At 44.4% G+C, this 26,281-nt stretch carries 25 protein-coding genes; 1 reads left to right on the top strand and 24 read right to left on the bottom strand.

Annotated elements, in window-relative coordinates:
• Positions 1 to 17: 17 nt before the first annotated feature.
• From Dia5BBH33_RS05320 to rpsB, 10 genes are all read right to left on the bottom strand, one after another.
• Complete coding sequence (locus tag Dia5BBH33_RS05320; RefSeq protein WP_143332532.1) at positions 18 to 1,742, bottom strand: proline--tRNA ligase; 1,725 nt, start codon at positions 1,740 to 1,742, stop codon at positions 18 to 20.
• Positions 1,743 to 2,813, bottom strand: coding sequence for a flavodoxin-dependent (E)-4-hydroxy-3-methylbut-2-enyl-diphosphate synthase (ispG, locus tag Dia5BBH33_RS05325; protein ID WP_108849672.1), 1,071 nt, complete (start codon positions 2,811 to 2,813; stop codon positions 1,743 to 1,745). It abuts the gene before it with no gap.
• 17 nt (positions 2,814 to 2,830) lie between these two features.
• Positions 2,831 to 3,853 (bottom strand): M50 family metallopeptidase, encoded by a 1,023-nt coding sequence (locus Dia5BBH33_RS05330; RefSeq protein ID WP_108849671.1) that lies wholly within the window; start codon positions 3,851 to 3,853, stop codon positions 2,831 to 2,833.
• A complete protein-coding gene (locus Dia5BBH33_RS05335; protein WP_108849670.1) occupies positions 3,847 to 5,007 on the bottom strand; it encodes a 1-deoxy-D-xylulose-5-phosphate reductoisomerase in 1,161 nt (386 codons plus the stop codon). Before Dia5BBH33_RS05335 ends, Dia5BBH33_RS05330 begins: the two co-directional genes overlap by 7 nt.
• Before the next feature lie 27 nt (positions 5,008 to 5,034).
• Positions 5,035 to 5,847 (bottom strand): phosphatidate cytidylyltransferase, encoded by an 813-nt coding sequence (locus tag Dia5BBH33_RS05340; RefSeq protein ID WP_143332533.1) that lies wholly within the window; start codon positions 5,845 to 5,847, stop codon positions 5,035 to 5,037.
• On the bottom strand, positions 5,847 to 6,569 hold the full coding sequence (locus Dia5BBH33_RS05345) for an isoprenyl transferase (protein WP_022382969.1): 723 nt from the start codon (positions 6,567 to 6,569) through the stop codon (positions 5,847 to 5,849). The genes Dia5BBH33_RS05340 and Dia5BBH33_RS05345 overlap by 1 nt, the downstream gene beginning before the upstream one ends.
• Positions 6,570 to 6,758: 189 nt before the next feature.
• Positions 6,759 to 7,316: a ribosome recycling factor gene (gene frr / locus Dia5BBH33_RS05350; protein ID WP_022382968.1), complete on the bottom strand. Its 558-nt coding sequence runs from the start codon at positions 7,314 to 7,316 to the stop codon at positions 6,759 to 6,761.
• A gap of 5 nt (positions 7,317 to 7,321) precedes the next feature.
• Positions 7,322 to 8,017, bottom strand: coding sequence for a UMP kinase (gene pyrH / locus Dia5BBH33_RS05355; protein ID WP_231939302.1), 696 nt, complete (start codon positions 8,015 to 8,017; stop codon positions 7,322 to 7,324).
• Between the two features lie 162 nt (positions 8,018 to 8,179).
• Positions 8,180 to 9,058 (bottom strand): translation elongation factor Ts, encoded by an 879-nt coding sequence (gene tsf / locus Dia5BBH33_RS05360; protein WP_108849667.1) that lies wholly within the window; start codon positions 9,056 to 9,058, stop codon positions 8,180 to 8,182.
• A gap of 96 nt (positions 9,059 to 9,154) precedes the next feature.
• Entirely contained in the window at positions 9,155 to 9,904 is a 750-nt protein-coding gene (gene rpsB, locus Dia5BBH33_RS05365; protein WP_022382965.1) for a 30S ribosomal protein S2, read from the bottom strand.
• A gap of 480 nt (positions 9,905 to 10,384) precedes the next feature.
• Between rpsB and Dia5BBH33_RS05370 the strand changes: the two genes are divergently transcribed.
• On the top strand, positions 10,385 to 11,401 hold the full coding sequence (locus Dia5BBH33_RS05370) for an acyltransferase (protein ID WP_231939301.1): 1,017 nt from the start codon (positions 10,385 to 10,387) through the stop codon (positions 11,399 to 11,401).
• A 42-nt stretch (positions 11,402 to 11,443) separates the two neighbouring features.
• Here the strand turns inward: Dia5BBH33_RS05370 and Dia5BBH33_RS05375 are convergent, their stop codons facing one another.
• The 14 genes from Dia5BBH33_RS05375 to Dia5BBH33_RS05440 all read right to left on the bottom strand — a co-directional run bounded on the left by Dia5BBH33_RS05375 (position 11,444) and on the right by Dia5BBH33_RS05440 (position 26,213).
• Positions 11,444 to 14,443, bottom strand: a complete 3,000-nt coding sequence (locus Dia5BBH33_RS05375) for an ATP-binding protein (protein WP_108849666.1) — start codon at positions 14,441 to 14,443, stop codon at positions 11,444 to 11,446.
• Complete coding sequence (locus Dia5BBH33_RS05380; RefSeq protein ID WP_232518102.1) at positions 14,430 to 15,674, bottom strand: metallophosphoesterase family protein; 1,245 nt, start codon at positions 15,672 to 15,674, stop codon at positions 14,430 to 14,432. The genes Dia5BBH33_RS05375 and Dia5BBH33_RS05380 overlap by 14 nt, the downstream gene beginning before the upstream one ends.
• Positions 15,675 to 15,985: 311 nt before the next feature.
• Positions 15,986 to 16,249 carry a DUF1292 domain-containing protein gene (locus Dia5BBH33_RS05385; RefSeq protein ID WP_022382961.1) on the bottom strand — a complete coding sequence of 88 codons (264 nt, stop codon included), beginning with the start codon at positions 16,247 to 16,249 and terminating at the stop codon, positions 15,986 to 15,988.
• Positions 16,250 to 16,259: 10 nt separating this feature from the next.
• Positions 16,260 to 16,691, bottom strand: a complete 432-nt coding sequence (gene ruvX / locus Dia5BBH33_RS05390) for a Holliday junction resolvase RuvX (protein WP_022382960.1) — start codon at positions 16,689 to 16,691, stop codon at positions 16,260 to 16,262.
• Between the two features lies 1 nt (position 16,692).
• The gene (locus Dia5BBH33_RS05395) at positions 16,693 to 16,959 is read right to left on the bottom strand and encodes an IreB family regulatory phosphoprotein (RefSeq protein WP_022382959.1); all 267 of its coding nucleotides are present in this window, start codon (positions 16,957 to 16,959) and stop codon (positions 16,693 to 16,695) included.
• 12 nt (positions 16,960 to 16,971) lie between these two features.
• The gene (alaS, locus tag Dia5BBH33_RS05400; protein WP_143332534.1) at positions 16,972 to 19,581 is read right to left on the bottom strand and encodes an alanine--tRNA ligase; all 2,610 of its coding nucleotides are present in this window, start codon (positions 19,579 to 19,581) and stop codon (positions 16,972 to 16,974) included.
• A 125-nt stretch (positions 19,582 to 19,706) separates the two neighbouring features.
• Positions 19,707 to 20,441 (bottom strand): nitrilase-related carbon-nitrogen hydrolase, encoded by a 735-nt coding sequence (locus Dia5BBH33_RS05405; RefSeq protein WP_232518103.1) that lies wholly within the window; start codon positions 20,439 to 20,441, stop codon positions 19,707 to 19,709.
• A 186-nt stretch (positions 20,442 to 20,627) separates the two neighbouring features.
• Entirely contained in the window at positions 20,628 to 21,389 is a 762-nt protein-coding gene (locus Dia5BBH33_RS05410) for a C40 family peptidase (RefSeq protein WP_108849662.1), read from the bottom strand.
• 208 nt (positions 21,390 to 21,597) lie between these two features.
• Positions 21,598 to 22,755 (bottom strand): cation diffusion facilitator family transporter, encoded by a 1,158-nt coding sequence (locus tag Dia5BBH33_RS05415; protein ID WP_108849661.1) that lies wholly within the window; start codon positions 22,753 to 22,755, stop codon positions 21,598 to 21,600.
• A gap of 116 nt (positions 22,756 to 22,871) precedes the next feature.
• Positions 22,872 to 23,105, bottom strand: a complete 234-nt coding sequence (locus Dia5BBH33_RS05420) for a YdbC family protein (protein ID WP_022382954.1) — start codon at positions 23,103 to 23,105, stop codon at positions 22,872 to 22,874.
• Positions 23,106 to 23,202: 97 nt separating this feature from the next.
• Positions 23,203 to 23,697 (bottom strand): hypothetical protein, encoded by a 495-nt coding sequence (locus Dia5BBH33_RS05425; protein WP_022382953.1) that lies wholly within the window; start codon positions 23,695 to 23,697, stop codon positions 23,203 to 23,205.
• Between the two features lie 37 nt (positions 23,698 to 23,734).
• A complete protein-coding gene (locus tag Dia5BBH33_RS05430) occupies positions 23,735 to 24,364 on the bottom strand; it encodes a hypothetical protein (RefSeq protein ID WP_143332535.1) in 630 nt (209 codons plus the stop codon).
• A gap of 116 nt (positions 24,365 to 24,480) precedes the next feature.
• Complete coding sequence (gene floA, locus Dia5BBH33_RS05435) at positions 24,481 to 25,455, bottom strand: flotillin-like protein FloA (RefSeq protein ID WP_022382212.1); 975 nt, start codon at positions 25,453 to 25,455, stop codon at positions 24,481 to 24,483.
• 38 nt (positions 25,456 to 25,493) lie between these two features.
• On the bottom strand, positions 25,494 to 26,213 hold the full coding sequence (locus Dia5BBH33_RS05440; protein ID WP_108849659.1) for an NfeD family protein: 720 nt from the start codon (positions 26,211 to 26,213) through the stop codon (positions 25,494 to 25,496).
• Positions 26,214 to 26,281: the final 68 nt, after the last annotated feature.

Raw genomic sequence — 26,281 nt, forward strand, 5'->3', positions numbered from 1 at the left:
CTCGGGCAGTTCAATGCTTACAGATTATTTTCACGCAGGTAATTAAGCAGTTCTTCTACTTTTTCTACGCAGTTTTCATACGGAACTTCAAATACTTCACCAGTACGGCGGAGCTTGATTTCTACGCATCCGGATTCCTGCCACTTCTTTCCGATAGTGACGCGCAGCGGGTATCCGATCAGATCCGCATCCTTGAATTTGATTCCGGCTCTTTCTGCCCTGTCATCAAATACGATTTCATCCTGACTGCTTTCAAGTGCATTATAGAGGCCTTCAGCAGCCTTCATTACGTCTTCTGACTTGTTATTGGCAGGTACGATAACCACTTCGTAAGGAGCAATGGCTACTGGCCAGATTATACCATTTTCATCATGGTTCTGCTCAATAGAAGCTGCAACCGTACGTGTTACGCCAATGCCATAGCATCCCATGAACATGGGGCGGGACTTGCCGTTGTTGTCAAGGAATGTCGCATCCAGTTTTTCACTGTACTTTGTTCCAAGCTTGAAAACCTGGCCTACTTCAATGCCCTTGGTCAGTACGATCTTTCCTCCGCAGTGCGGGCAGACATCACCTGCATCAATCTGACGGATCGTATCCACCTTCACATTGCCAAAGTCTCTAGCTGGATTGACATGAATGTAATGTTCATCTTTAACATTTGCGCCGCAGCATGCATCCTGCATTTCCATAACGGAAGCATCGCAGATAATATCAAAGTGCTCAGAGGTTTTTAAACCAATCGGGCTGATGTATCCGGCAGTCAGTCCGCATGCCTTGAGGTCTTCATCAGATGCCATGTCTACATTGATTGCATTATAAATGCTCTGCAGGCGTACTTCGTTGACTTCATGATCTCCTCTTACCATAGCGAGAACTACTGTGTCATCCAGTTTATAAACAACTGCTTTTACGGAAGATTTCACAGGCAGATGGAGGTAATTGCATACCTTTTCAATTGTATGCTGGCCTGGAGTCTGAACGATTTCTTTTTCTTTGTCATTTTTGACGTCCGATGTTAATGTATTAGGCTTGACGGCTTCGATATTGGCTGCAAAATCACAATCTTTGCAGTAAACAATATCTGCTTCGCCGGAATCTGCCAGAACTTCAAATTCATGGGATGCATTGCCGCCGATTGCACCGGAATCTGCAATAACCGGACGGAATTTCAGTCCGCAGCGTGTGAAGATTCTGGTATAAGCATCATACATCAGCTCATACTGCTTATTCATGCCTTCCTCATCGGCATCAAATGTATAGCCGTCCTTCATAATGAATTCGCGGCTTCTCATAAGACCGAAACGGGGACGTTTTTCATCTCTGTACTTATTCTGAATCTGGTAAACGGATACCGGAAGCTTTTTGTAAGAGTTGGTATCCATCTGGATCAGTGTGGTAACCATTTCTTCATGTGTCGGAGCAAGACAGTAATCGCGTCCATGCCGGTCTTTCAATTTGAACATCTCTTCGCCATAAACATTCCAGCGTCCTGTAGCCTGCCAGATTTCTGCCGGCTGAATAATGGGCATTAAGATTTCCTGCGCACCGGTTTTATTGATTTCGGTACGGATGATGTTTTCAATCTTCTGGATTGAGCGGAATGCCAGCGGCAGATAAGCATAAGTGCCGTTTGCGATTTTTCTCATCATACCTGCCTTAAGCATGTACTTATGGCTCATAACTACGGCGTCAGATGGTAATTCTCTTAATGTAGGACTGTACAGTTTAGATGCTAACATTTAATTTTCCCCTTCGGTTTCAAATTTTTCAATTTCTTCCATAAGCGCATCAATCAATTCATTTTCCGGTACGCTTCTGATGACCTTGCCTTTTCTAAATACCAGGCCACTTCCTACGCCGCCTGCAATTCCGAAATCAGCTTCTCTTGCTTCTCCCGGGCCGTTGACGGCACATCCCATGACTGCGACTTTAATAGGTTTTTTGAATCTTTTGATCTTTTCTTCCACTTCTTTGGCCATATCGATCAAATTGACCTGTGTACGGCCGCAAGTCGGGCAGGAAATGAGAACCGGCCCGTACTGCTGGATTCCGACAGAGCTCAATATTTCTTTGGCAGCTCTTACTTCTTTCAGCGGATCATCTGTCAAAGATATGCGTACGGTGTCTCCAATGCCGTCCAGAAGAAGCGAACCGATACCGATTGCGGATTTGACCGTGCCGCGATAAAGTGTCCCTGCTTCTGTGACGCCTAAATGAAGCGGATATTCTACCTTATCTGCCAGTATCCTGTTCGCTTTGACCATCATCGGAACATCGCTGGATTTCACAGAAATGACGATATCCCTGAAACCTTCCTGCTCAAGGATACGTACATGTGTCAATGCGCCTTCTACCATGCCTTCTGCGGTTGGATGCCCGCCGAATTCGTCGAGTATCTTTTCCGGAAGGGACCCTGCATTGATGCCGACACGGATAGGAATATGGACCTTCTTTGCCATATCGACTACCTTTATGACATTTTCCATTTTTCCTATATTTCCGGGATTGATTCTCAGCGCATCAATGCCGGATTCCATTGCCGTAATGGCAAGCCTGTAATCAAAATGGATATCTGCAACAAGAGGTACAGAAACTTTCTCTCTAAGAGCTTTTAAAGCTTCAGCCGCTTTTTTATCCGGAACTGCCACCCGGACAATATCAGCGCCTGCTTCATGCAGGGCATTGATCTGCGCTGCGGCATATTCAGTATTTACAGGATTGAATGTGCTCATAGACTGAATGGCAACAGGAGCGCCGCCGCCGATAAGCACGTTTCCCACTTTTACCTGCCGAGTATTTTCATGGGTCATTTAATCACCTGATTCGTTTAAAAATTTGAAACATCATTCGCCAACGCGAAAATAAATATCATCAATATTATGGATAGTCCCAGCGTCTGGATATAGTAGCCGGTCTTTTGTGACACTTTGTGTCCGATGACCGATTCTGCAAGGATCTGGACAAACAGTCCCCCATCCAGGATCGGTATAGGCAGAAGATTCAGCAATCCTATATTCAAACTTAAAACCGCTGTAAACAGGAGAAGTGCACCGAAACCTGCACTGGCAGCCGCGCCGGACATTTTTGCAATGCCAATCGGCCCTGCAATGCCTTCCGTACTGCCGCCGATCATTGCATAAATCCCCTGACCGGTCATTTTCAAGACATTGATGCAGTACTTTGAAGCCATGGATACTGCATCTGACAACGAGGCCGTATGCTTTTCAATGGACGGAGCAATTCCAAGCAGAAGTCTTCCGTCATCACTTCTCTGTAGCATTATATCATATTCTTCAGATTTGCCCGCTCTTGAAACAATGACACGGGCCGCTTCTCCTTCTCCTAAATCCGAAGTCGAACGGCTTACATCTGTCCACGCTTCTACAGGATTTCCATTTACAGATATGATTCTGTCCCCTGCCTGCAGTCCTGCCTGCTCAGCAGGCATGCCGGAAATCACATTTCCAATAACAGGACTGCTGGATACGGTACTATATCCGGAGACAAAAATAACACCGGCAAAAATGAAAAATGCCAGTAAAACGTTGAATGAAGCGCCTGCCAGAACAACCGCTGACCTGGCCCAAACTGATTTGCTCGAAAATGATTTGGGATTTCCCTGATTATCATCATTCATTCCGGCTATGCGGTTGAAGCCTCCGATAGGAATCGCTCTAAGAGAATATACCGTGTCATGCCATTTTATCTTAGCAATACGCGGTCCCATTCCCACCGAAAATTCGTCCACCTGCATTCCCGTCCACTTGGCCAAGATAAAATGGCCAAATTCATGGCAAAGAATAACGACAGTCAGTGCAAAGATAGGCGCAAGAATATAGTGAATCAGCATTTGAACCTCTGGATGGCAGATGCGGAGGCGATTCGTGCATTTTTGTCTGCGCTTATTACATCTTCAATGGAATGAATATCATGAACATCCCAATTGTCCAGAACTTCTTCTACAACGTCGAAAATAGAAAGGAATTTTATTTCACTTCTGATAAAGGCTTTGATTGCTTCTTCATTGGCTGCATTGAAGACAGTGGTCATATCACCGCCTGCCTTGCCAGCCTGATAGGCCAGCTTAAGTGATCTGAACACCTTATAATCAGGCTGCAAAATTTTGATGGCAGATAATTTCTTCCAATCCATGAATTCATGGGAAGGTGTTTCCATTCGTTTCGGATACGTAAATGCGAACTGGATAGGAAGTCTCATATCCGGATTTCCCATCTGCGCGATAATCGATCCGTCGATATACTCTACCATCGAATGAATGATGCTTTGCGGTTGAATGACAACATCGATATCGTCATAATCAACACCAAAAAGCCAATGAGCCTCTATCACTTCCAGCCCTTTGTTAAACATGGTGGCTGAATCAAGCGTAACCTTCTGGCCCATATGCCAGGTAGGATGTTTTAATGCATCAGACAGCGATACATTTTCCAGATCCTCTCTGGTCTTTCCCAGGAAAGGACCCCCGGAAGATGTCAATATGAGCTTATGAATCTTTTTTATGTCCTGTCCGAGGAGGCACTGGAATATAGCACTATGTTCACTGTCAACAGGTCTGATCAATGTATGGTGCTTTTTCGCTTCTTCTATGACCAGCGCGCCTCCGGCCACTAAAGTTTCCTTATTGGCTAAGGCAATTTCTTTACCCGCACGGATTGCTTCCAGAGTCGGAAGAAGGCCATTGATACCGACGACTGAAACAAGGACTATGTCGACGTCATCGCGTACGGCGGCTTTTTCCAGCGTCCCATCGCCGATATAGACTTCAGCGCTGCCATTATATGATGATTTGAATTTTTCTCCTGCGTCCTTATCTGTTATTACAATAGCAGAAGGGTTGAATTCATGTGCCTGCTTTAGAAGCAGCTCAACATTTCCATGCGCAGCCAAAACCTGTGCATGGAAAAGGTCCGGATGGAGTCTGATCACTTCAAGTGCCTGTGTTCCAATAGAACCTGTACTTCCTAAGATTGCTATTTCCTTCATACGGTCTCCCTTATTTAGAAATTCATTTTAATGAGCAAAGAGTATTAATGTGGAGACAAATACGGGGGCTACAAAAAGAATACTGTCGAAACGATCCATCATACCACCATGCCCCGGCAGAATCTGTCCCGAATCCTTAACGTCACAAGCTCTTTTCATGTAGGATTCAAACAAATCTCCTATCGGTGCCATGACTGAAGCCATCAATGACATGATAAACCCGTAGAAAACATTGTACCCAAAGGCCCATGCAACAATAGTCCCCAGGATGATACATCCGGCAACTCCGCCCAAAAGTCCTTCCACTGTTTTATTCGGGCTGATATGCGGTGCCATTTTATGCCTGCCAAAGCGGCGGCCGACGAGATAAGCAAAAGAGTCGCTTGCCCATGTATCAACAAGAGCAAACATGACAAGAAAAATTCCCGGTTCCATCCATAAAGAAGACTGCGTAATCAGATCAGCATTGCGGCGCAGCAGAATGAGCGCGCCAAAGCCTATCCCAAAATAAAATGATCCAAATACTGTATAAATCAATGATGTCATTTTATCCTGGTTGAGCTTCAGGATAGGACAGAGCAAAAGAACCAGGCAAAGCGGAATCATTCCGAGAAAGACCTTCAGTGATCCAAAAGACGCAGCCCCGATCAGAACCAGCTGTGCGGCTGCAATCAGAGGTACCACCACATGAACATTGATATTTTTCAGCATCTTATTGTATTCATGTACGGCAAGAAGGGCAACAGCCAGAACTGCGCCTGAGAAGAGCACTCCTCCCAGCCAAACAAGCAATAATACAGCAATAATCCCGATAACTGCAGTAATAACCCTTACTTTCATCAGGTTTCCTCCGTCAGCCCGCCAAAGCGGCGATCTCTACCTTCAAACCAGTCAACAGCTTTCTTAAGCTCTTCCTCAGTGAAATCAGGCCATAAAACAGGTGTGAAATAAAGCTCGCTGTAGGAAGCCTGCCAAAGAAGGAAGTTCGATATTCTGTACTCTCCTCCCGTTCTGATGAGAAGATCGACATCCATTTGATCAGAAGGGTATAACGCACTGGAAACATCTTCCTCCGTAATTTGTTCAGGAAGAAGTTCCCCATTTCTTACCTTTTCGGCTATTGATTTGACAGCATGGACAATTTCCATCCTGCCGCCATAATTGATGGCCACATTCAGTATCAAACCATCATTTTTGGCCGTATCTTTCTCGCATTCTTCAATTTCCCTTCTCAAAGAATCCGAAAGCACGCTGGTATCTCCTACAATGTGAACCTGTACATTATCATCAATCAATTCGCGCAGCTGGCTGATCAGATAGTTTTTAAAAAGTTTCATGAGAAACCGGACCTCGATAGAAGGCCGTTTCCAGTTTTCTGTCGAAAAAGCATAAAGAGTGAGTATTTTTATTCCCATATTTCCAGCAGAACGGACAATCCTCTTCACATTGGCAGCGCCAATCTGATGTCCATAGGTTCTCTCCCGTCCTCTTTTCTGGGCCCAGCGTCCATTTCCATCCAAAATAATCGCAACGTGTTCTGGAAATGACTTTTTTTCACTCATACACTAACTCCTTATCAATAAAGCTGTAATCAGACTTTAGCACTGCGGCAGTACTGATGCTTCATGATTTGTAAATGAAGCTTTCCTGCCGCGCCCGCTAAAAATCCATATCAGTTAAAGAAATCGTACCATGAAGATACGATTTCCTTAGAATCTGTTTTATTTGGTTTTTAATCAATGGAATGCTGATTAAACAGACATGATTTCCTTGATTTTCTTTTCTGTAACGGTTTCCAGTTCCTTGATCTTATTGTCAGTCAATTTCTGGACTTTTTCTTCCATTCCCTTAATGACATCCTTGGAAACATCACTGTTCTTTTCTTCCTTCTTCAGGAAATCATTGCCGTCACGTCTGATATTGCGGATTGCAACTTTAGCTTCTTCAGATTTTTTATTAACGATCTTGACCAGTTCTTTGCGGCGTTCTTCTGTCAGCTGCGGGATGGCCATGCGGATCAGATTGCCATCATTCATGGGAACCAGCCCGAGATCGGACTGAAGGATTGCTTTTTCAATATCTTTCAGCAAAGTTTTATCCCAAGGCTGCACTACGAGGAGTCTTGCTTCCGGAACAGTCACAGATGCAACCTGTGTAACCGGTGTGCGGCTGCCATAATATTCCACGAAAACCCTGTCGAGGAGGCTGGCATTAGCCTGGCCGGTACGGATTGTTGTAAATTCGTTTTTCAATGCAGTAATGGACTTGTCCATCTTTTCGGAAAGCTGATTCATTTCCTGTTCATACATAGTAATTATTCCCCCTCAATTAAAGTGCCCAAGGTTTCACCCTTGCATGCTTTGACTATATTTCCTGGTACATCAATATTGAATACAACGATCGGTATAGAATTGTTCATGCACAGAGTGATGGCTGTGTTATCCATAACAGCCAGCTGTTTCTGCAAAACATCATTATAGGTGAGATGCGTGAACATCTTTGCTTCCGGATGGAATTTCGGATCTGCATCATATACGCCGTCGGTCTGCTTCTTAGCCATGAGCATAACATCTGCTTCGATTTCTGCACTGCGGAGTGCTGCTGTCGTATCTGTTGTGAAGTACGGGTTGCCGGTACCTGCACCGAAGATAACAACTCTTCCCTTTTCCAGATGACGGATAGCTTTTCTGCGGATATACGGTTCAGCAATCTGTCTCATTTCAATGGCGGTCTGTACGCGGGTGCTGACGCCAAGCTTTTCAAGAGCATCCTGAAGAGCCACTGAGTTGATAACGGTAGCAAGCATGCCCATGTAATCAGCTGATGCTCTGTCCATGCCGCCCTGGCTGCCTTTCAGTCCGCGCCAGATATTACCGCCGCCGACTACTACAGCAACCTCGATTCCTGTTTCGCATGCTTCTTTAATTTCACCAGCTAAACGATAAACTACTTCCGGATCAATACCAAAACCTTTGTCATTGGCGAGAGATTCACCAGATAATTTAAGCATTACTCTTTTATAATTTCTTTTTTCCGTAGCCAATCCTATTGTCCTCCTAAGCAAAACGAGTCAACCATCAAGTTAACCATACTATTCTATTATATAATATTTTGTTCATTTACAAAATAAGAGAACACCAAAAAATTCAGTGTTCTCTCATCGTTTACTTTATTACTGGTTCAGCTGTTTTGCTACTTCTGCAGCCAGATCATCCTGCTTCTTTTCAATGCCTTCACCGAGCTGGTATCTAGCGAAACGTACTACGGAAGCATTCTTGGATTTCAGGAGTTTGGAAATGGTCAGATCGCCATCTTTAATGAATTCCTGATCTACAAGGCAGACTTCCTTGTAGTATTTATTAATTCTGCCGATAACCATTTTTTCAATGATGTTTTCCGGCTTGCCTTCGTTTCTAGCTTCTACAGCAAGAACTTCCTTTTCATGGTCGATTTCAGCCTGGGAAACCTGGGTTCTGTCCAGATAGGACGGATTAGCAGCAGCTACCTGCATTGCAATATCCTTGCCAAGTTCATCATCAGCACCGATCATCTCAACGAGAACGCCGATCTTGCCGCCGCCATGGATATAGCTGTATACCTTGCCTTCAGCACTTTCATAACGAACGAAACGGCGAACGGAAATGTTTTCACCAATCTTTGCAACTGCTTCAGTAACAAGATCGCGTACTTTCTTTCCGTCGATTTCAGAATCCAGAAGTGCTTCAACATCAGCTGGGTTAACTGCCAGGATCTGGTCTGCAATGGATGCAGCGAGATTTCTGAAGTCTTCGTTGGTTCCCACGAAGTCAGTTTCGCAGTTGACTTCCAGAATGGTTCCTGTTTTTCCGTCTTCGGAAACAGCAGAACCAACAGCGCCTTCAGCAGCAACACGGCTTGCCTTCTTAGCAGCCTGGGATAATCCCTTTTCGCGAAGAATGTCGACAGCCTTTGCGATATCGCCTTCAGCTTCAACAAGTGCCTTCTTGCAGTCCATCATGCCGGCCCCGGTCTGGGTACGTAAATCTTTGACCATGCTAGCTGTAATGTTCATCGTATGACCTCCATCATAAAATAAGGTGTTTGTCTTAATGAAAAAAAGGACAGGGCGGATCCTGATCAGCAGGATCCGCAGAGCCTTAATAAATAATTATTCCTTGTCTTCTGCTTCTGCTTCTTCAACAGCAGCTTCTTCAGCCGGTGCAGCTTCTTCCTGCTGGCCCTGACGTCCTTCAAGAACAGCATCAGCAATCTTGCTGGTGAGCAGTCTTACTGCGCGGATAGCATCATCGTTTGCCGGAATCGGGAAATCGATAACGTCCGGATCGCAGTTGGTATCAACGGTTGCAACAACCGGAATGTGCAGCTTATGAGCTTCTGCAACAGCGATTTCTTCTTTCTTGGAGTCAATGATGAAAATTGTTCCCGGAAGACGTTTCATATCTTTAATGCCGCCAAGGTTCTTTTCGAGCTTTTCAAGTTCGCGCTGCATCAGGATAACTTCCTTCTTCGGATACTGAGCAGTGGCGCCTTCTTCAAACATCTTTTCCAGTTCTTTCAGACGTGCAATACGGGTCTGGATTGTGCGGAAGTTGGTCAGCATGCCGCCGAGCCAGCGTTCATTGACATAGAACTGGTTGCAGCGTGTAGCTTCTTCCTTTACAGAGTTCTGAGCCTGTTTCTTTGTTCCTACGAAGAGAACCGGTTCGCCCTTTGCTGCAACATCGCGAATGAAAGCATAAGCTTCTTCAACTTTCTTTACAGTCTTCTGCAGGTCGATAATGTAGATTCCGTTGCGTTCTGTGAAGATGAATCTTGCCATCTTCGGATTCCAACGACGGGTCTGATGACCAAAATGAACGCCTGCTTCAAGTAACTGTTTCATGGATACAACTGCCATAATATAACCTCCTGTTATTAACCTCTGCCTGCTTCTTCTTTCACAGCCACCCTTAGGCACAGATGTGAAATCCACAGACATGCGTATTCATGCCTGTATAGTTTAACAAATAACTGTTATAATTGCAAGCCTCAAAAACAATTCATTTGATACGGAATCCGCCCCGGCATAATAGCTTTTTTTGGAATTTTATCAGCCGGGAATTTTATTACTTTCCGCACATAGGTATAATAGTTTATGGTATATTAAAATGTATATGCAGCACAAGCTGATTTTTAAAGCAGTTTGACGGGTGCGGCATTATGCCTTTGGCATAAGCAGGTTTATATTCGTCAATTGAATGGTTTTGCTGATTTTACAGCGGAGAATAATCACATGAACTCACAAAGCGTAAATAACGTAAAAGATACTATGGCAGGTGCAGCCAAAAAGAAAAAGATCCATATTGAATTTTTAAGAGCGCTTTGCATCTGGCTCGTTATGTTTACACATACTTCCACCTCAGGCTTCTCTTTATATCTAGAAAGACCTGCATCATTTTTCTTTCCCCTCTATATCGCAGTACCATTTTGGGTAAAAACGGCAGTCCCTATATTTTTCATGATTTCCGGTGCCTTATTGCTGGAAAAAGAAGAATCCATTTCGCGGATATTCAAAAAAAGAGTCTGGCGTTTTATTCAGGTTATTTTTGTTTTTTCATTGATCAACTATGTCTGGTTTTATCATAACCTGCCTCTTTCCATCACAGGACATATTGCCAAATTTTTCACCATGACTTACTCCTCTACCATGGCAACGGCCTATTATTTCCTGTATATTTATGTTTCCTTCCTTCTCATGCTCCCAATCTGGCGAAAGCTGGTCCGCGCAATGACGCAGGAACTTTATTTGTACCTGATCCTTTTGAATTTGGTCTTCGTCGGGTGCATCCCAGTTATTTCCATGCTGATTTTCAAGGGAACAGCAGAAATCAATTATTTCCTGAACCCCCTTCTTGCGGTCAGTGAACCGACATTTTATTTCCTGATCGGATACTGGATCGAGCATGTACTCCCGGATTCCTGGATCACACCCAGAAATCTTTTCAAATTGGGATTAGCCGCCCTCCTTGGCAGCGTAATAGCTGCCGGAATGACTTACTATCATGGAATTATCGCAGGCGGCCTTACAGAAGCGATTTCCGAAAGATTTTATGACAGCTTCCTTTTCCTGAATACCGCTTTTGTATTCTGCTTTTCAAAATGGTGGTTCTCTACCCATACCATTTCTGATGCCTGGAGAAACAGGCTGATTTTCCTTGGCAGTGTTTCTTTTGGTGTCATGCTGTTTGAGGAAATAACACGCAATCTGACACATCCCATATTCGGAAAAATGCTTGCATACCTGCCCCGCATCCCGTTCATAGATGCTGTTATCTGGATATGCCTCGCTTATGCGCTGGGAATCATCATCACTTACTTCATAAAAAAAATACCGTACTTCAATAAACTTATCTAGTCTACCAAGTACGGTATTCAACAGCACAGATATTAAACGATCTTATGCCTGGGCAAGTTCAAATATCTCACCTGATTTGAGATAGATGAACTTGCCCGTATTTTTTTCTTCCCCGATGCGCTTTGCAATCTTCATCGTCTGTGCATGACAGGTGAAAAGGAAGATCTGCTGTGTCTTTCCGAGATCCATCAGGAAACGCAGGGTATCTTCCTGACGCTTCTCGTCAAATCTGACGAAAATATCATCCAGGACAATGGGAAGCGGTTCAATCTGCTCACCAAATGACAACGCCATGGCAAGACGGATCGCCAGATAAACCTGGTCTCCTGTTCCTGAGGACCAGATTTTAGGATCCCTCACCTGATTATCCTTGTCAATAATCCCAATGTCTTTTCCATCACTGGAAACCGTCAATGTATATCTGCCGTGAGTCATTTCACGCAGGAAACCATTCGCCTTTTCAATGATCTTCGGCTGCTTGCCGGACTCATACGCTGACTGCGTTTTTTCCAGAACCTTCTCTAGATACATATAGACAAGCCATTCCTCGAGTGCTGATTTAAGTTCAGCCTCGATTTTTTCTTTCTTCTGAAGAGTTTCAGTGATGGTATTGTCATCGGCCAGCCTGAAGATTTCATTCTCAACTGCGCCCTGATTCTTGCGGAGTTCACCGAGTTCGCTGTCTTCCTCGGCAATGCATTTGGAAAGCTTCTGATGCTCGCTCATCCAGTCATCATACTGCCCGGTCTTCAGGGAATCCCATAACTGAGTGAAGCTCTCTTCGCTTCCGGCATACAGGCGAAGATCCTGCTGAACCGTTTTCCACTCCTTCAATATCTGGTCATGGTGTTCATATGCTTCAACCTTTTCAGCAAACTCTTCCGCATTCTTTGCATTGACCAGGTCCATCAGCACTTTCGCTTCATTCTGGCAGGAATTCCAGGAATCATTCAGCTTTGCCATTTCCTTCTGATATGCTTCATGCTGGCGGTTTTTCTCAAGAATCCCCTGCCATTCAAGCATTCTTCTCTGATTCTCTTCATAAATATCGGCAATGCTGTCCGGTGTCACAGGATAATCAATACCGGAGGACCGGATGATAGATACCGCCCTCTTGGCAAAAGCATCGAGCTTTGCATCAATATGTTCCAGACGAAGTGCAAGGATCTTTCCTTTCCCCTCTTCAGAGAAAATTCTCTGCCACTGTTCCTGGAGCAGGGACAAATTTTCAGCATCCGTTTCCGGAAGTTTATTGGCTTTCAGCCATTTGCTCCACTCCGTATTGATCTGCTGTGCTTTTTCATTGAGCTCTTTGCCCTCTGTAACCCACTTTTCATGCTGGGCCTGCTGCTTGCGCACGGTCTCCCTTTTCCATGAAACAGCCTGCCGCCGGGCCTGGTCCTTATAGAAATCAGTCCGCTTCTGCTGGACCAGATTCTGGAAAGCCTGGAGATCCTCTACGGATTCAGGAACCTGGCCGGGGAAATGGGATGCAATGTCTTTCCGCTTCGCTTCAAGATCGGCCAGCTCATCATTATACTTCTGCAGGAGATGTGCTTTTTTATTCACAATATGGCTGTTGACCATAAGCGCAACCGCTCCAAGAACGATTCCTGCTGCCGCTCCGTAAAGAGCTGCATAACCAATCATGGCCATATAGAAAGCAACAACGGAAGCCGCAGAGGCTGCAATAAGGCATATGCCGATCCAGAACCAGACAGTGTATTTTCTGTCTTTTCTGCTTTGCGCTTCTTCTATCGAATGATTGATATCCGTTCTCTGATGCAGGATTCCTTCAAGGCTCTTGGCCATTTCCTCAAAGTTCTTCCACTCGTTTTCGCTCTGTTCCGTATCGGAATTTTCCGGCTTATCTTCCAGCTGTTCAACTTCAGGCTCTCTCTGCTGCCAAAAATACAGCTCGTTTTTCCTGACGCCTACACTTTGTGCTAAACGGCGGCCTTCTTCCCAATTGACATTGACACAGGGTTCCTTTAAATCCAGCGGATGATCCCAGAGCGGCAGCTGGTAACCCATGTTGACGAAATCAATTTCCCAGTTCTTATGCTCTTTTTCAAGACGATCTGCATCTTCTATTGTCTGACGCCACTGTCCGATATCTACATAGAGCTTTTCAAGTTCGTCTGCCATGCCCGCCCAGGGAATGACTTTCTCTTTTTCAATCGGTGTATATTCATCAAGCTTTGCCTGCAGGGACTCTTTTTGGTCATGAATGCTCTTCATACGGTTCATGATCTCGTTCCACTTGTCTTTTCCGTTCGTCGGGAACATTTTGACCTGCATGGATAAATCCAGCTGTCTTTTAATCTCGCAGGCCCTTTTATAATATTCCCAGGCGCCCAGCCTTTTCTCTAATGTTCTATCTTTCTCTTTATCCGCATTCAGTTTTTGCTGAAGTTCTTCAATCTGTTTCTTCAGCAGATCCTGCTTTTTCTGCAGATCGGAAAAGTCTTTTTCCTGATTGGCCAAAGCATCGAGCTGCTGGCTGACATCATCGAGCTCCCCGATCAGCAAATTAATCTTTCTCTTTCCCTGCGGGGAAGAAACCAGCAGTTTTTCCTTATTGTCATGAGCCAGTTTCTTCACTGTAGAAATTTTATCTCCGCCCTGCAGCATGAAAAAACGGCTTCTTACAGAATCATTGGACAAGAAGGACAAGCCCTGCAGATCTTCAAGACCTATGGCAAAAATTTTTTCATACATGAAACGGTTCAGGCCATGCCACCACAGGGCAGGAAGTTCTTCCTCAAATTTTACATGGTCTGAATTTTCAAACCAGCGTTCCTTTTCATCGCGGATGACTTTATATTCCTGTCCATCCGATCTGACAAATTCAATACTTCCTGTCTTGCCCTGCCACTTTCCTCTGCCGTAACCAAATATCATGTCACGGATAAAACGGAGCATGGTGGTCTTGCCGCTCTCATTTTCTCCCATAATGACATTGAGCGAATTTTGAGAGGGCTTCCAGGATGCTTTCCTGTATATGCCATAATGATCCAACCGCAAATCAATGATCTTCATTATTTGCTTCCTCCTCAGTCAGCATCTCAGCGCCTAAGAGCTCTGCCTTTCGAAAAGCACGGACAAGAATATCATCATTGAGTGATTTGACCAACTTGCTGTACCTCATGATTTCGGGCTGTTCTTCAACGATTTTTCTTAATGCTTTTTTCTTTTCCTCGGCGGGGAGATCATTCCAGATATCATACGTACGAAGGTATGTGCCAACAATATCTGGTATCTGTCTTCTTTCTTTCAGGTTGATATCCGGGCGTGTATTATCATCGATTTTAATGAAATATGCAAAAAGGAATCTGAATTGCTCTTTTTCATTCAATGTCTGGAGAATATATTCCTGCCCATCATCGCTTGATACCATCTCATGGAGAGGACCGCTTCCTGTAAGCACAATGCGCACCATGCTGGGTCTGCCTGTAAGTTCCTTAAGGCCGGCTCTCCTTCTGGATATTTCGGTAATAAGCTCTCCAATCTGCTTTAAATTGGATATATCTATGACCATATCCATCCATCGTATAACGTCTGATTCAATGAATTTCAGCGTTACAGTTCCATAGGCGCCCACATCGACCAGGTAACAGCCCCTCGGCCCTATTTCACTTATGTTAAGTCCCTGGATATTGCCGGGATACACGACATACGGTTTTACTGACAAAGTTTTTCTTGTGTGTATATGACCCAGTGCCCAGTAATCAATCCCGGAATTCTTAAGTTCTTCAATCGTGCAGGGCGCATAATTCCCTGATGCCGATCCAACATCTGTATGGAGCATGCCGATTGCAAATCCGTCTTCCGGATTATGATGAAATCCTTGAGCGAGATCAGTCCCCACATGTCTTGTCTTGTAGCTGATTCCATAAATAGTTGCAGCTTTTTCTCCATCTTTCATCAATGGCAGAGCCTGCACTTCGCTGGAGGAAAAAATATGCACCATATCCGGCAGCGGGATATCGGCACGCCAGGCCTCTTCCGGATCGTGATTTCCATGTACTATAAAAGTTTCAATGCCATTTTCAGCCGCACGGTACAATTCACGGGCAAAGGCCATTTGCGCTGCCAGACTATGATGATCACTATTATATACATCACCGGAAATCAAAATAGCATCTACCCGGTTATCGATCGCAGCATCCACAACCTTCTCAAATGCCTTAAAGGTCGATTTGCTGATCTGTTCATTCCATGGACCACTGCCGCCAAGGCGTACATCTCCAAATGGTTCGCCTAAGTGCAAGTCGGCACAATGTATAAAAGAAAAGTGCTTTCCCATGATTCCTCCTGATAAAACACAAATTTTCTTTATTCTAACACAAATCTAAGCCGCAACATTTAAAAGTTGCTTTGATTTATCTAGAATTTGAACTTTCTCCGAAACCAGGACGCTTATTTTCAGATACGTACCCAAAAGCGCCTGTCATTCTTCCTGAAGAAAAGTGACTGGGGCCAGGTACAGTTCCTGGTATTGAAAAAAACTGACCTCTGCCTGTCAGAACAAAATCTAACATTCAGTGATCAGCCATTTCAATTTATGCCATTTAATGATAATTACATGGCATTATAGATTTCAGCGACAGCGTCATATTCTTCATCAGTTGGAGATACGTAAACGACTTCTCCGTCCTGATCCTTGTCAATTCTGGCTAATATGATATCGGGTTCTTCTTCAGAATCCATGCTTTCAGGAATCGATACCAGAACGGCAAACTCCTTGCCGTCAAACGGTATTACCATATCCTGCACAAAATCTCTGGAATTCCCTTCCGTATCGTCGATTGTCACGATGATTGATTCTTCGGTTTTATTTTCCATAATGCATCCTTTACTTTTTCCCGCCATTCAGAGCGAGATAATGCAGGTAATCCTCGAGAATAACTACTGCTGCCATTTTATCAATAACTTTCTTCCGCTTCTTCCTGCTCACATTCGCAGCAATCAGCTCTTTTTGCGCCATAACAGTTGTAAGCCTTTCATCCCAGAATCTCCAGGGAATGTCAGGAAAAGCCTCTTCCAGCTCATGGGCAAATTCTTCAGTACGCTCAGCGCGCATACCTTTAGTACCGTTCATGTTTAAAGGCAGGCCCAATACGAACTCTTCCACTTTATACTGATCCGTGAGCTCCCAAAGTCTTGCGAAATCCTTTTCTCTCGTAGTATGCCGGATGGTTTCAACTCCCTGAGCCGTCCAGCCAAAAAGGTCACTTACAGCAACGCCGATCGTTTGAGAACCAACATCAAGACTCATAATACGCATATCAGAGACCCTTATGCTTTATATAGAATCTGACTAATTCTTCTACAAGTTCATCTCTTTCAATGCCTGAGATAAGCTTTCTTGCATCATGCCTGCTGGTAATATATGTCGGTTCTCCAGATACCAAATATCCGACAAGCTGAACGGTTGGATTATGCCCGGCTTCCTTAAGAGCAGCATACACTTCCTGCAAAATCATAGATGCCTGTGTGTTTTCACCTTCGTCGGCATTTTTATTAAATAAAATTGTTTCATCAGAGACTGACATATATATCCCTCCTTAATCAAGCATTCCAGAAATAATTTTAACGCCCTGGGCTACAGCATCAGCAAGCTTGGATACATCCTTGCCGCCTGCCTGCGCATTAGCTGGCTTTCCGCCGCCGCCACCGCCGCAGATCTTGGCAGCCTGGGAAATAACCTTGCCCATATGGATGCCTGCCTTGACTGCATCCGGTGAAGCCATGCCTACCAGATTGACCTTATCACCTACAGCTGTGCCGAGTATGACTGCAGAAACAGGAAGCTTGGCCTTTACAAAATCTGCAGCTTCACGCAATTCATTTATATTATCAACATGAACAACTGCACCCAGTATGGAAACACCATTTTTAACTTCAGCATTCTGAATCAATTCTTTCAGCTCGTCCTGGACCTTGTTTTTCTTAAGGGCGGATAATTCATGTTCAGCGTCTTTCAGTTCTGCCTGCAGTTTTTCAATGCGTTCCAGAATCCCTGTGCTGTTTGATTTCAATGCATCTGCAGCAGAATTGATAAGCTTTCTGTCTTCCTGCATCATTTCATAAGCAGCCCAGCCTGTGACAGCTTCAATTCTTCTGACACCGGATCCGATACCGGACTCTCCGATAATTCTGAAGGATCCTAATTCTCCGGTATTGGATACGTGCGTACCACCGCATAATTCCTTGCTGAATTCACCAACGGAAACGACACGGACGATATCGCCGTATTTTTCTCCGAACAGAGCCATCGCTCCCAGATTTTTAGCTTCATCAATCGGCATTTCATTAATGGACACTGATGTGTTCTTGATGATTTCAGCATTGACGATATCTTCAACTTCCCTGATCTGCTTTGCAGATAATGCTTCCGGCCAGGTGAAGTCGAATCTCAGTCTGTCAGGAAGTACCAGGGAACCTGCCTGATTGACCTGATCGCCGAGTACTCTTCTAAGTGCAGCCTGCAGCATATGCGTGCCCGTATGGTTTCTGGCCAGTTTTTCACGTCTGTCGCGGTCTACAACTACATTGACCTCTTCGCCTGCGCGAATGATGCCTTCTTTAACTTCACCGATAATGTAAGTGATTCCATCAGGAAGCTTCTTGGTATTTTCAACAATAATGGAACCTTCAGCTCCGGTAATGATGCCTGTATCACCAATCTGTCCGCCGCCTTCAGCGTGGAAAGGAGTATTGAGAAGGATTGCTGTGATTTCTGTACCATCTGCGGCAGAAGCAAGTTCTTTGCCATCTTTGCCTACGAGAAGGAGTTTCGTTGTCCCGTCTTCATCAATGGTTGATAAAGAAGAAATATCCAGTTTTGTCGTATCAGGCGTTGCCACCTTGGCAGAAACCTTAGCGCGGGCTGCTCTTGCTCTTTCCTTCTGTTCAGCCATTGCAGCTTCAAAACCGGCCTTATCAACAGAAAGTCCCTTTTCAGCGGCGATTTCCTGTGTTAGTTCCCATGGGAATCCATAGGTATCATATAATTTGAAAACGCGTTCCCCGGAAATATTTTTTTCATTATGTTTCTGGGTATCTTCTATCATTTCGGAAAGAAGATCAATACCCGCATTCAATGTTGTCTGGAATCTTTCTTCTTCCATTCCAGCTACTTTCTTAATGTATGCCTGTTTATCCAGCAATTCCGGATAGGCAGGTTTCATCATATCGATGACTACATCGATCATATGACCCATGAATGGATCCTGAATGCCAAGCAGTTTTCCGAAACGTACAGCACGTCTGAGGATTCTGCGGAGTACATAACCTCTTCCTTCATTGGAAGGCAGAATGCCGTCAGCAATCATATTGGTAATGGCTCTGGCATGATCCGAAATAACTTTCAATGCAACATCGCCCTGTGCACTCTTTCCATAGGAAACACCGGAGAGAGTAGATGCTTCTTCAATAATCGGGAAGAACAGGTCTGTTTCGAAATTGTTTTTCTTGTGCTGCAGTACGGCTGCAAGACGTTCCAGACCTGCACCGGTATCAATGTTTTTCTTTGCCAGAGGAAGATAGGAGCCATCCTTCTGACGGTCATACTGGCTGAATACCAGGTTCCAGATTTCAAGGAAACGATCACCGTCTCCGCCCATCTGATTTTCCGGGTCTGTTCCGAATTCTTCTCCCTGATCGAAGAAAATTTCAGAATCAGGGCCGCACGGGCCTTCACCGATTTCCCAGAAATTATCGGCAAGAGGATAAATATGATTTTCCGGCAGTCCGATCATCGTATGCCAGTAATCATAAGCTTCCTTATCATCCGGATAGATTGTAACATACAAGCGGGAGCTGTCAAGTTTGATTACTTCAGTAAGGAATTCCCATGCCCAGGAAATAGCTTCCTTCTTGAAATAATCGCCAAAGGAGAAGTTTCCCAGCATTTCGAAAAATGTATGGTGTCTTGCAGTATATCCTACATTTCCGATATCACCAGTGCGGATGCACTTCTGGCTTGTTGTGATTCTATGTCTCGGCGGTTCAACCTTGCCTGTGAAAAACGGTTTTAATGGTGCCATTCCGGCGCCGATCAGCAAAAGACTCGGGTCATCCTTAGGAATCAAGGAAAAACTCTTTAATCTAAGATGATCTTTTTTATTTTCAAAAAACGAAAGATACGACTCGCGAATATCATTGCCCTTCATGATAGACCCCCTTAATTAATTGCCCCTTCATTATATATGACTTGCCTAATCCATGCAAATATGGATTAGCATACTTCACGTGATTAAGCCCAATCTCTTTGAGAAACGGAATGATAAGATCATTCTTATAAGCGTATGACCGCCAATTGCTTTCCTAAATCCCTGTACCGGATTTCATCATACTCTCCATAAAGGATTTCCTCGCCATCTCCTGCTTCCGCTTCTACCTTCCCTGTCGGGTCAATAAAGAGAGAATGCCCGCCAAGCTTGAGCCCGTGGTACTCTCCTGCCATATTGACCGCGCAGACGCAGATCCCGTTTTCTATAGCCCTGGCTCTTGTAAGGACTTCCCATTGAGGAATATGGACGGCAGGCCATGAAGCCGGAGCCAGCACTAATGTCACTCCGCTCTTTGCCATTTTTCTCCACATTCTCGGAAAATAGAACTCATAACAGACAGCCATTCCGGTTTTGACACCGTTGATTTCAGTATTCATCAAACTGTTTCCGGGAACCATCAATTTTGATTCCTCATATCCGTAAAACAGATGACGCTTGCTGTACTGTGCCTGGATTTCCCCATTCGGGCCGAACACGATCCCCATGTTGCTGATCTTGCCATTGACTTCTACAGGAAGCGTCCCCGCCTCCAAAGTAACATGATGATAATTGGCAAATGAGGATAATCCAGAGATCAAACTGTCCCCAAGCCTTGTTGCATTTTTATCTAAATTGTGAAAATCATATCCGATTGTCCACAATTCCGGCAGCACCAGAACGTCACTGTTTGGAACTGCTTGTTCCAAGAGCTGGAATGCATGCCGTATATTTCTGTCCTTCTGCCCTGAGTCAACTTCCATTTGGATCATGGCTATTTTCATAAGAGCTGCACCATCCATTAATATTCATAAATTTAGTATTCATCTATCATTGTAAAAAGGCTGTAGCAAAACAAAAAATCTACAGCCTTATTTCAACATTACTTTATTTTCCGCTTCTTGATTCAGTTATTTCATGACGATTGCCAGCTAAAATGCGCGATCCCGTTACAGAACCCTGTTTGCGCCGACATATCTGTCATGCCAGTAGCCGCTTTTCATCGTTGCTACAGCCACGCCCTTGCTCGAGGTCGCGCTGATGAAATATCCGTCCCCTAAGTACAATCCGGAATGCGAGATTCCCTGATCATACGTTTTAAAGAAAACAAGATCGCCGGGTTCGAGTGCGTTCACTGAAATCTTTCTCCCGGAAGTATACTGCTCGTCAGCTGACCGGGGAAGGACAATCCCTTTCCGGTTGAAAACATACTGAATAAAACCTGAGCAGTCAAATCCCTTCGGCGTCGTACCGCCGAACTGGTACGGAACTCCAATGTACTTCTGCGCTTCTTCTGTAATCGCCTTAACAGTGCTGTTTGTTATCACCGAGCTGTGCCACTGTACCAGGAAATCATTGATTCCCGTACTCTGGATTTGGGCACTGCTGCTTTTCTTTACGGCAGCGGGAGCATCTGAGCCGGTTTTTGAAGCCGTTTTCATAGAATAGCCGGTCAATGCTTTATAAGTGGCAGGACCGATGATTCCATCCGCTGTCAGATGCCTTTTCTTCTGGAACTTCACGACAGCCTTGTATGTTGCCTTGTCATAGGTGCCGTTTGCTTTTACATTCAGTCCATAGAGAGCAAGACGTCTTTGAAGGATCCTGACATCATTCCCATGGGAACCCATCATGTAATCAGCATAAGATACGTTGAAAGTTCCAAAAACCAACAGGCAGGCCGCTAAAACTGTGTACTTTTTTATTTTCATACACACACTTCCTTAAATATTTACATATTTACGATGACTTTTCATAAAACATAGTTTCATTGATACGTGTATAGACTCTCCTTTTGCTAAAAGAATCTGCATGCATCATCGATTCAGCGATGCATATATTCGTTAGATTTCCATTATGTATTTTATCATAAAATCATCAGCAAGTGTTATTCAGCATCCGATCAATTTTGATAATTTATCAATCATTTCCATAGATTTTTCCGCTGATAAAGTTTCTGTCAATCATCGTTTCGATATGATAGGCCGGGTTGATTTTCCTTAATTCATCAGATATTGCATGATAAATTTCCCCATCATTCAATTTACAGTAGCCTGTCAGCGCCAGTTCAAAGGAAAGATCGATTTCTCCTTCTTTTTCCTGAACAAAAAAGTCATGATAGGAAAGCGGTAGTCCCGATCGGTAAATGGCAGCTTCCAGATCTCTTTGATATTCTGCCTCCCTTGGATTGGATACCGCTTTAGGATCGGCATGGATCACCGCCTGGATATTCAGTTTTTCACGCAGAACAGTCGTGACATTTTCTGAAAGCTCATGGCTTTGCATAAAGGTCAATGAGCTGTCCAGCTCTACATGCGCTGTAGCAAAATGATTTTCAGGACCGTAATCATGCACAATCAGGTCATGCACACCATACACGCCCTTGCATCCAAGGATGCAGTTTTTTATGCTTTCATAAATCTCGGGATCCGGCGTAGAACCCATAATTGAATTCACCGCTTTTTTCATAATCGTATATCCTGTCCATAGGATGACCAGCGACATCAATACGCCCATGTATCCGTCAATATGGTAATGAAAGAAAGACTCGACTAAAGTTGCCGCCAAGACGCTTGAGGTGGACAGGAGGTCTGACAAAGAATCCGCGCTGTAAGCATTGAATGATTCAGAATTGATCTCCTTCCCTGTCTTCTTATACTGCCATGCCAGAAATAATTTTCCGATGATGCCCAGTGTTAAGCTGATAATGATCAAAGGAGAATATTCCGTATCTGTCGGATTGGAAATCTTATGCGCTGATTCTATGAAAAGCGTAATGCCGACATATAGGATAATGGCAGCCATAACGGTAGCATTGATGTATTCCAGGCGCCCGTGGCCAAATGGATGCTCTTTATCCGAGGGTTTTGCAGCGTAATAGAAGGTCATCATCAATAAAATGATTGATCCCATATCTGTTAAATTGTTAAACCCGTCTCCCATAACAGATAAGAAACCGCTCGACCAGCCGGCAAAGATTTTGGCGGAGGCTAATATAAAGTTAACTGCAAGACCAATAGCGCAAGTAAGCATTGCCTTACTGCTTCTTGGATTATCTTTTAGAAATCCCAGTTCCATAATATGACCCTTTGCGAAGAAATGTAGAAAGCATACCTTAATTTATATTTAAATGCATAATATGCCAAGCAGGCCGCTCCTTACGGAATACCTGCTTGGCATATTGTTAGGTTTCATCATAATTCATCGAAATCAATTTCGTTCAGTATATCACGCAGCTTAAGGGCTTCTTCCTTAGTCAGCGTAATTCCCTTTGTCATAGCTGTATGATCTTCATTCCAAGAACGCAGATCAAATTTCTCTTCCCGGTTATTCCAGCTTGTGTAAGTCAATTGCTTTTTCCATCCATTAGGCGCAATTGACAAATCGCCCAATTCCTTTTGTATCGTGTATGTAATTTTAGCAGCCATTCAACTTCACCTCTTAAAATCATGAATATGCTTTATATGGTATCATAAGGTCTTTTGTAAATCAACAGACCCGCCTGAGTCTCTGCCCTATCCATGATTAAAAGGTCAGTCTGGATACATGCCTGTTTTCCTCCTGCTTTTTGCTGATCCAGAATTTAAATTTTTTCTTATCCTTCCTGGAAACGCATGACATCTGAACAGGCAGGCCCACGATTCCTCCTGCTACTCTGGCACCTATATAAAGATGATCCCAGCAATTGGAAACACCCGTAATCTCTGAATATTCTATAGGCATGTATAAAGATTTGAAAGAAAAGTCGAAGTCCGAATTTAAAAATGACCATGGAACCGATACGAGGAGCTTCTTCTCGCATACGAGTGCTACCGGTGTGTGCAGCCTGTTGATTCTCCATACAGAAAAGCAAAATACACAGGCTGCCACTACATATAAAATATTTCCATATTCCATGGCATATGTAATAATCGTTGCGCAGATTAAAACATAAAACAAGGACATAGCTACTATATAAATCTTCGCACGGCAGCATTCCCACTGGATTTTGCCATATACCTCTTCTTTGAAAGTATCCATAAACCTCCCCAAAATGCACGGCAGCAAGGCCGATCAATTATCTGCGGTATTTCCATCCTGCCCTTCCCCTGGGAGGCCCGAAAACTGCATCGTATACCATCCATCGCTGTGCATCTTTTTCCGACCAGCGTCTAGGTATCAAGCCTTCACTGTCCGGGTTGCTGCTGGCCTCCATCTGAGCTGGTTCAGCAATCTTTTTCTTCACATGTGCCTTTGCCTTGTCAGGCATCTTTCTCTCCGGCAGCGGCGTTTTTATCTCTGGAACTGTTTTTACGCGGGCGGGCTCATATTCACGTTTTGGAGCCGGAGCTGTTTCAGGCTCAGATACGTTCCTTCTCTTAACAGGCTCAGGATCTTGAACAGGCGCTTCATTTTGAGAGGACTCATCCTGGGCTTTCCGGCCGATGGAACTATCCGGAGACGTTGTATCAGGAGAAGTGTTATCTTCCTCTCCATTTCCCTCAGGCGTGCTCTGTCCCCATGTTTCAAGGATCTTTTTCCTGAGCGCCTTGTAATCATAATCCTCATCCGGTGTCCCCAGGCCGTCCTCTGCACCGGAAGATCCGTGCTTGAAGTAGCTTACATGGACGGTATGATCTATATGGCTTTCTCCTTCCCTCTTCCTGAAAGAGCCCAGACCGGATGAATTTCCATTTTCTAAGAACACCGCGGACAGTCGCGCAAAAGGGTACCGCCGGATCAGCCAGACCATTATGGCGAGGATGCACATTAGCTCAATCAAGTATTCATTCACTTGCAGTGTACCTCCTTATAATGGCAGAATCAGTTTTTCTTCTCACTGCTGCCTGCAATATTTTCTCTCATTTCAGTATCGGCCACAATGTTCTTCATATTGTAATAATCCATGACTCCAAGATTTCCGGCTCTAAGAGCATCGGCAAGTGCAAGCGGCACCTTTGCCTGCGCTTCTACGACCTTTGCCTGCATTTCCTGCGTATACGCACGCATTTCCTGCTCTTTGGCAACTGCCATCGCTCTTCTTTCCTCTGCTCTTGCCTGTGCAATCTGCTTGTCAGCTTCAGCCTGATCAGTCTGGAGCTGTGCGCCGATATTTCTTCCGACATCCACATCAGCTATATCAATGGAGAGAATTTCAAAAGCCGTGCCGGAGTCGAGGCCTTTTCCAAGCACTGTCCTGGATATATGATCCGGATTCTCAAGAACGTCGGTATGCTTTTCAGAAGAGCCTACCGTTGTAACGATGCCTTCACCGACACGGGCAATAATCGTTGCTTCACCTGCACCGCCGACGAGACGATCGATATTGGCACGAACAGTGACCCTTGCTCTTACCTTAAGTTCGATGCCATTTTTTGCAACAGCAGAAATCGTCGGTGTTTCAATGACCTTCGGATTAACGCTCATCTGCACGGCTTCCAGTACATTTCTGCCGGCAAGATCGATAGCTGCTGCCTGTTCAAAGGACAAAGCAATCTGTGCTCTGTGTGCTGCAATCAATGCATCCACCACATTATCAACATTACCGCCAGCCAGATAATGAGCTTCCAGCTGATTGCTGTTTAAGGACAATCCCGCCTTGATTCCTTTGATCAAGGGAAGAACTATCATCCTTGGCTCAACGCGGCGGATCCGCATCCCTACCAAATTGAACAGGGATATATTTACATCGGCAGCCAGGGCAGAAATCCACAGCCCGACCGGGACGAAATGCAAGAAGATGGAACCGGCCAGCACAGCCAGAATTAAAACTCCCACAGGGAAAACGAAAGGATCCATAAGTACCTCCTAATGGAATACAAGCAAGGCCAGCCTTGCTATGCTTTTCTTACAATCAAGTAATTGTTTTCAACTTTCACTACACGGACTTCGCAATTCTTCTCAATGTACCCGTTCTCGGAAATTGCATCTTTAATATCCCCGTCAATTGAAATTTTTCCGGTGGGCCTCAATGTTGAGACGCTGATCCCGGACTTTCCTTCAAATGAGCTGAGGTCCTTTGAGGAAGATAAGTAACCTTCTTTATTCGTCTGTCTGGCATGAAGTGTAATCTTCTGCCAGATGTGGTTGTCGGGAAGGTATTTGAAAAGGAAATAAGCCCCGACACAGGAAGCCAGTACTGCAAACAGAAGAATATAAAGAGCCGTCATGTTTCCGCCAAAAGTAAAAAAGAGACCTGCCATAACTGCGATGAAACCGGCGCCTATGAATATGCCCGTATACATCACGAGAATATCCAGAATAATCAATGCGATGCCGCCGAAATAAAGCGCAAATTCAAGAGACTGCCCGCCTTCATAGTACCAGTTCGTTCCTATGAGGATAAGGCCCGCCAGAATGGCTATAAGGCTTCCTCCGGAAAAACCTGCCGTCTTTATCTCGATCACGATGGATAAAATGATGATGATTGAAAATAAAGTATCCACAACCGGATCTTTAATAATCGACGCCGCCACTCCTCCATCACTGGCAAGAACCGTGCAGGGAAGCATGAATGCAGAGATAAAAAAAGCAAGAAGAACTTTAAGATTTTTCAACTCAAATCACCTCCTCTTAAGATTAATTATACATAAAAATCAATATGGTAACTAGGCCTGCCGCGATT

Source organism: Dialister hominis (assembly GCF_007164725.1).
Taxonomy (GTDB): domain Bacteria; phylum Bacillota; class Negativicutes; order Veillonellales; family Dialisteraceae; genus Dialister; species Dialister hominis.

Bases quoted from the DNA above. Each gene is read 5' to 3' on its own strand.
- Dia5BBH33_RS05340 (WP_143332533.1), bottom strand. From the start codon at position 5,847: ATGAAAGTAAGGGTTATTACTGCAGTTATCGGGATTATTGCTGTATTA.
- ispG (WP_108849672.1), bottom strand. From the start codon at position 2,813: ATGACCCATGAAAATACTCGGCAGGTAAAAGTGGGAAACGTGCTTATC.
- Dia5BBH33_RS05425 (WP_022382953.1), bottom strand. From the start codon at position 23,697: ATGGATACTTTCAAAGAAGAGGTATATGGCAAAATCCAGTGGGAATGC.
- Dia5BBH33_RS05375 (WP_108849666.1), bottom strand. From the start codon at position 14,443: ATGAAGATCATTGATTTGCGGTTGGATCATTATGGCATATACAGGAAA.
- Dia5BBH33_RS05395 (WP_022382959.1), bottom strand. From the start codon at position 16,959: ATGTCAGTCTCTGATGAAACAATTTTATTTAATAAAAATGCCGACGAA.
- Dia5BBH33_RS05415 (WP_108849661.1), bottom strand. From the start codon at position 22,755: ATGGAACTGGGATTTCTAAAAGATAATCCAAGAAGCAGTAAGGCAATG.
- rpsB (WP_022382965.1), bottom strand. From the start codon at position 9,904: ATGGCAGTTGTATCCATGAAACAGTTACTTGAAGCAGGCGTTCATTTT.
- Dia5BBH33_RS05405 (WP_232518103.1), bottom strand. From the start codon at position 20,441: ATGGAAGTTGACTCAGGGCAGAAGGACAGAAATATACGGCATGCATTC.
- Dia5BBH33_RS05330 (WP_108849671.1), bottom strand. From the start codon at position 3,853: ATGCTGATTCACTATATTCTTGCGCCTATCTTTGCACTGACTGTCGTT.
- Dia5BBH33_RS05345 (WP_022382969.1), bottom strand. From the start codon at position 6,569: ATGAGTGAAAAAAAGTCATTTCCAGAACACGTTGCGATTATTTTGGAT.
- tsf (WP_108849667.1), bottom strand. From the start codon at position 9,058: ATGAACATTACAGCTAGCATGGTCAAAGATTTACGTACCCAGACCGGG.
- Dia5BBH33_RS05385 (WP_022382961.1), bottom strand. From the start codon at position 16,249: ATGGAAAATAAAACCGAAGAATCAATCATCGTGACAATCGACGATACG.
- Dia5BBH33_RS05370 (WP_231939301.1), top strand. From the start codon at position 10,385: ATGTTTACACATACTTCCACCTCAGGCTTCTCTTTATATCTAGAAAGA.
- alaS (WP_143332534.1), bottom strand. From the start codon at position 19,581: ATGAAGGGCAATGATATTCGCGAGTCGTATCTTTCGTTTTTTGAAAAT.
- Dia5BBH33_RS05410 (WP_108849662.1), bottom strand. From the start codon at position 21,389: ATGAAAATAAAAAAGTACACAGTTTTAGCGGCCTGCCTGTTGGTTTTT.
- Dia5BBH33_RS05420 (WP_022382954.1), bottom strand. From the start codon at position 23,105: ATGGCTGCTAAAATTACATACACGATACAAAAGGAATTGGGCGATTTG.
- frr (WP_022382968.1), bottom strand. From the start codon at position 7,316: ATGTATGAACAGGAAATGAATCAGCTTTCCGAAAAGATGGACAAGTCC.
- ruvX (WP_022382960.1), bottom strand. From the start codon at position 16,691: ATGCGTATTATGAGTCTTGATGTTGGTTCTCAAACGATCGGCGTTGCT.
- pyrH (WP_231939302.1), bottom strand. From the start codon at position 8,017: ATGCTTAAATTATCTGGTGAATCTCTCGCCAATGACAAAGGTTTTGGT.
- floA (WP_022382212.1), bottom strand. From the start codon at position 25,455: ATGGATCCTTTCGTTTTCCCTGTGGGAGTTTTAATTCTGGCTGTGCTG.
- Dia5BBH33_RS05335 (WP_108849670.1), bottom strand. From the start codon at position 5,007: ATGAAGGAAATAGCAATCTTAGGAAGTACAGGTTCTATTGGAACACAG.
- Dia5BBH33_RS05320 (WP_143332532.1), bottom strand. From the start codon at position 1,742: ATGTTAGCATCTAAACTGTACAGTCCTACATTAAGAGAATTACCATCT.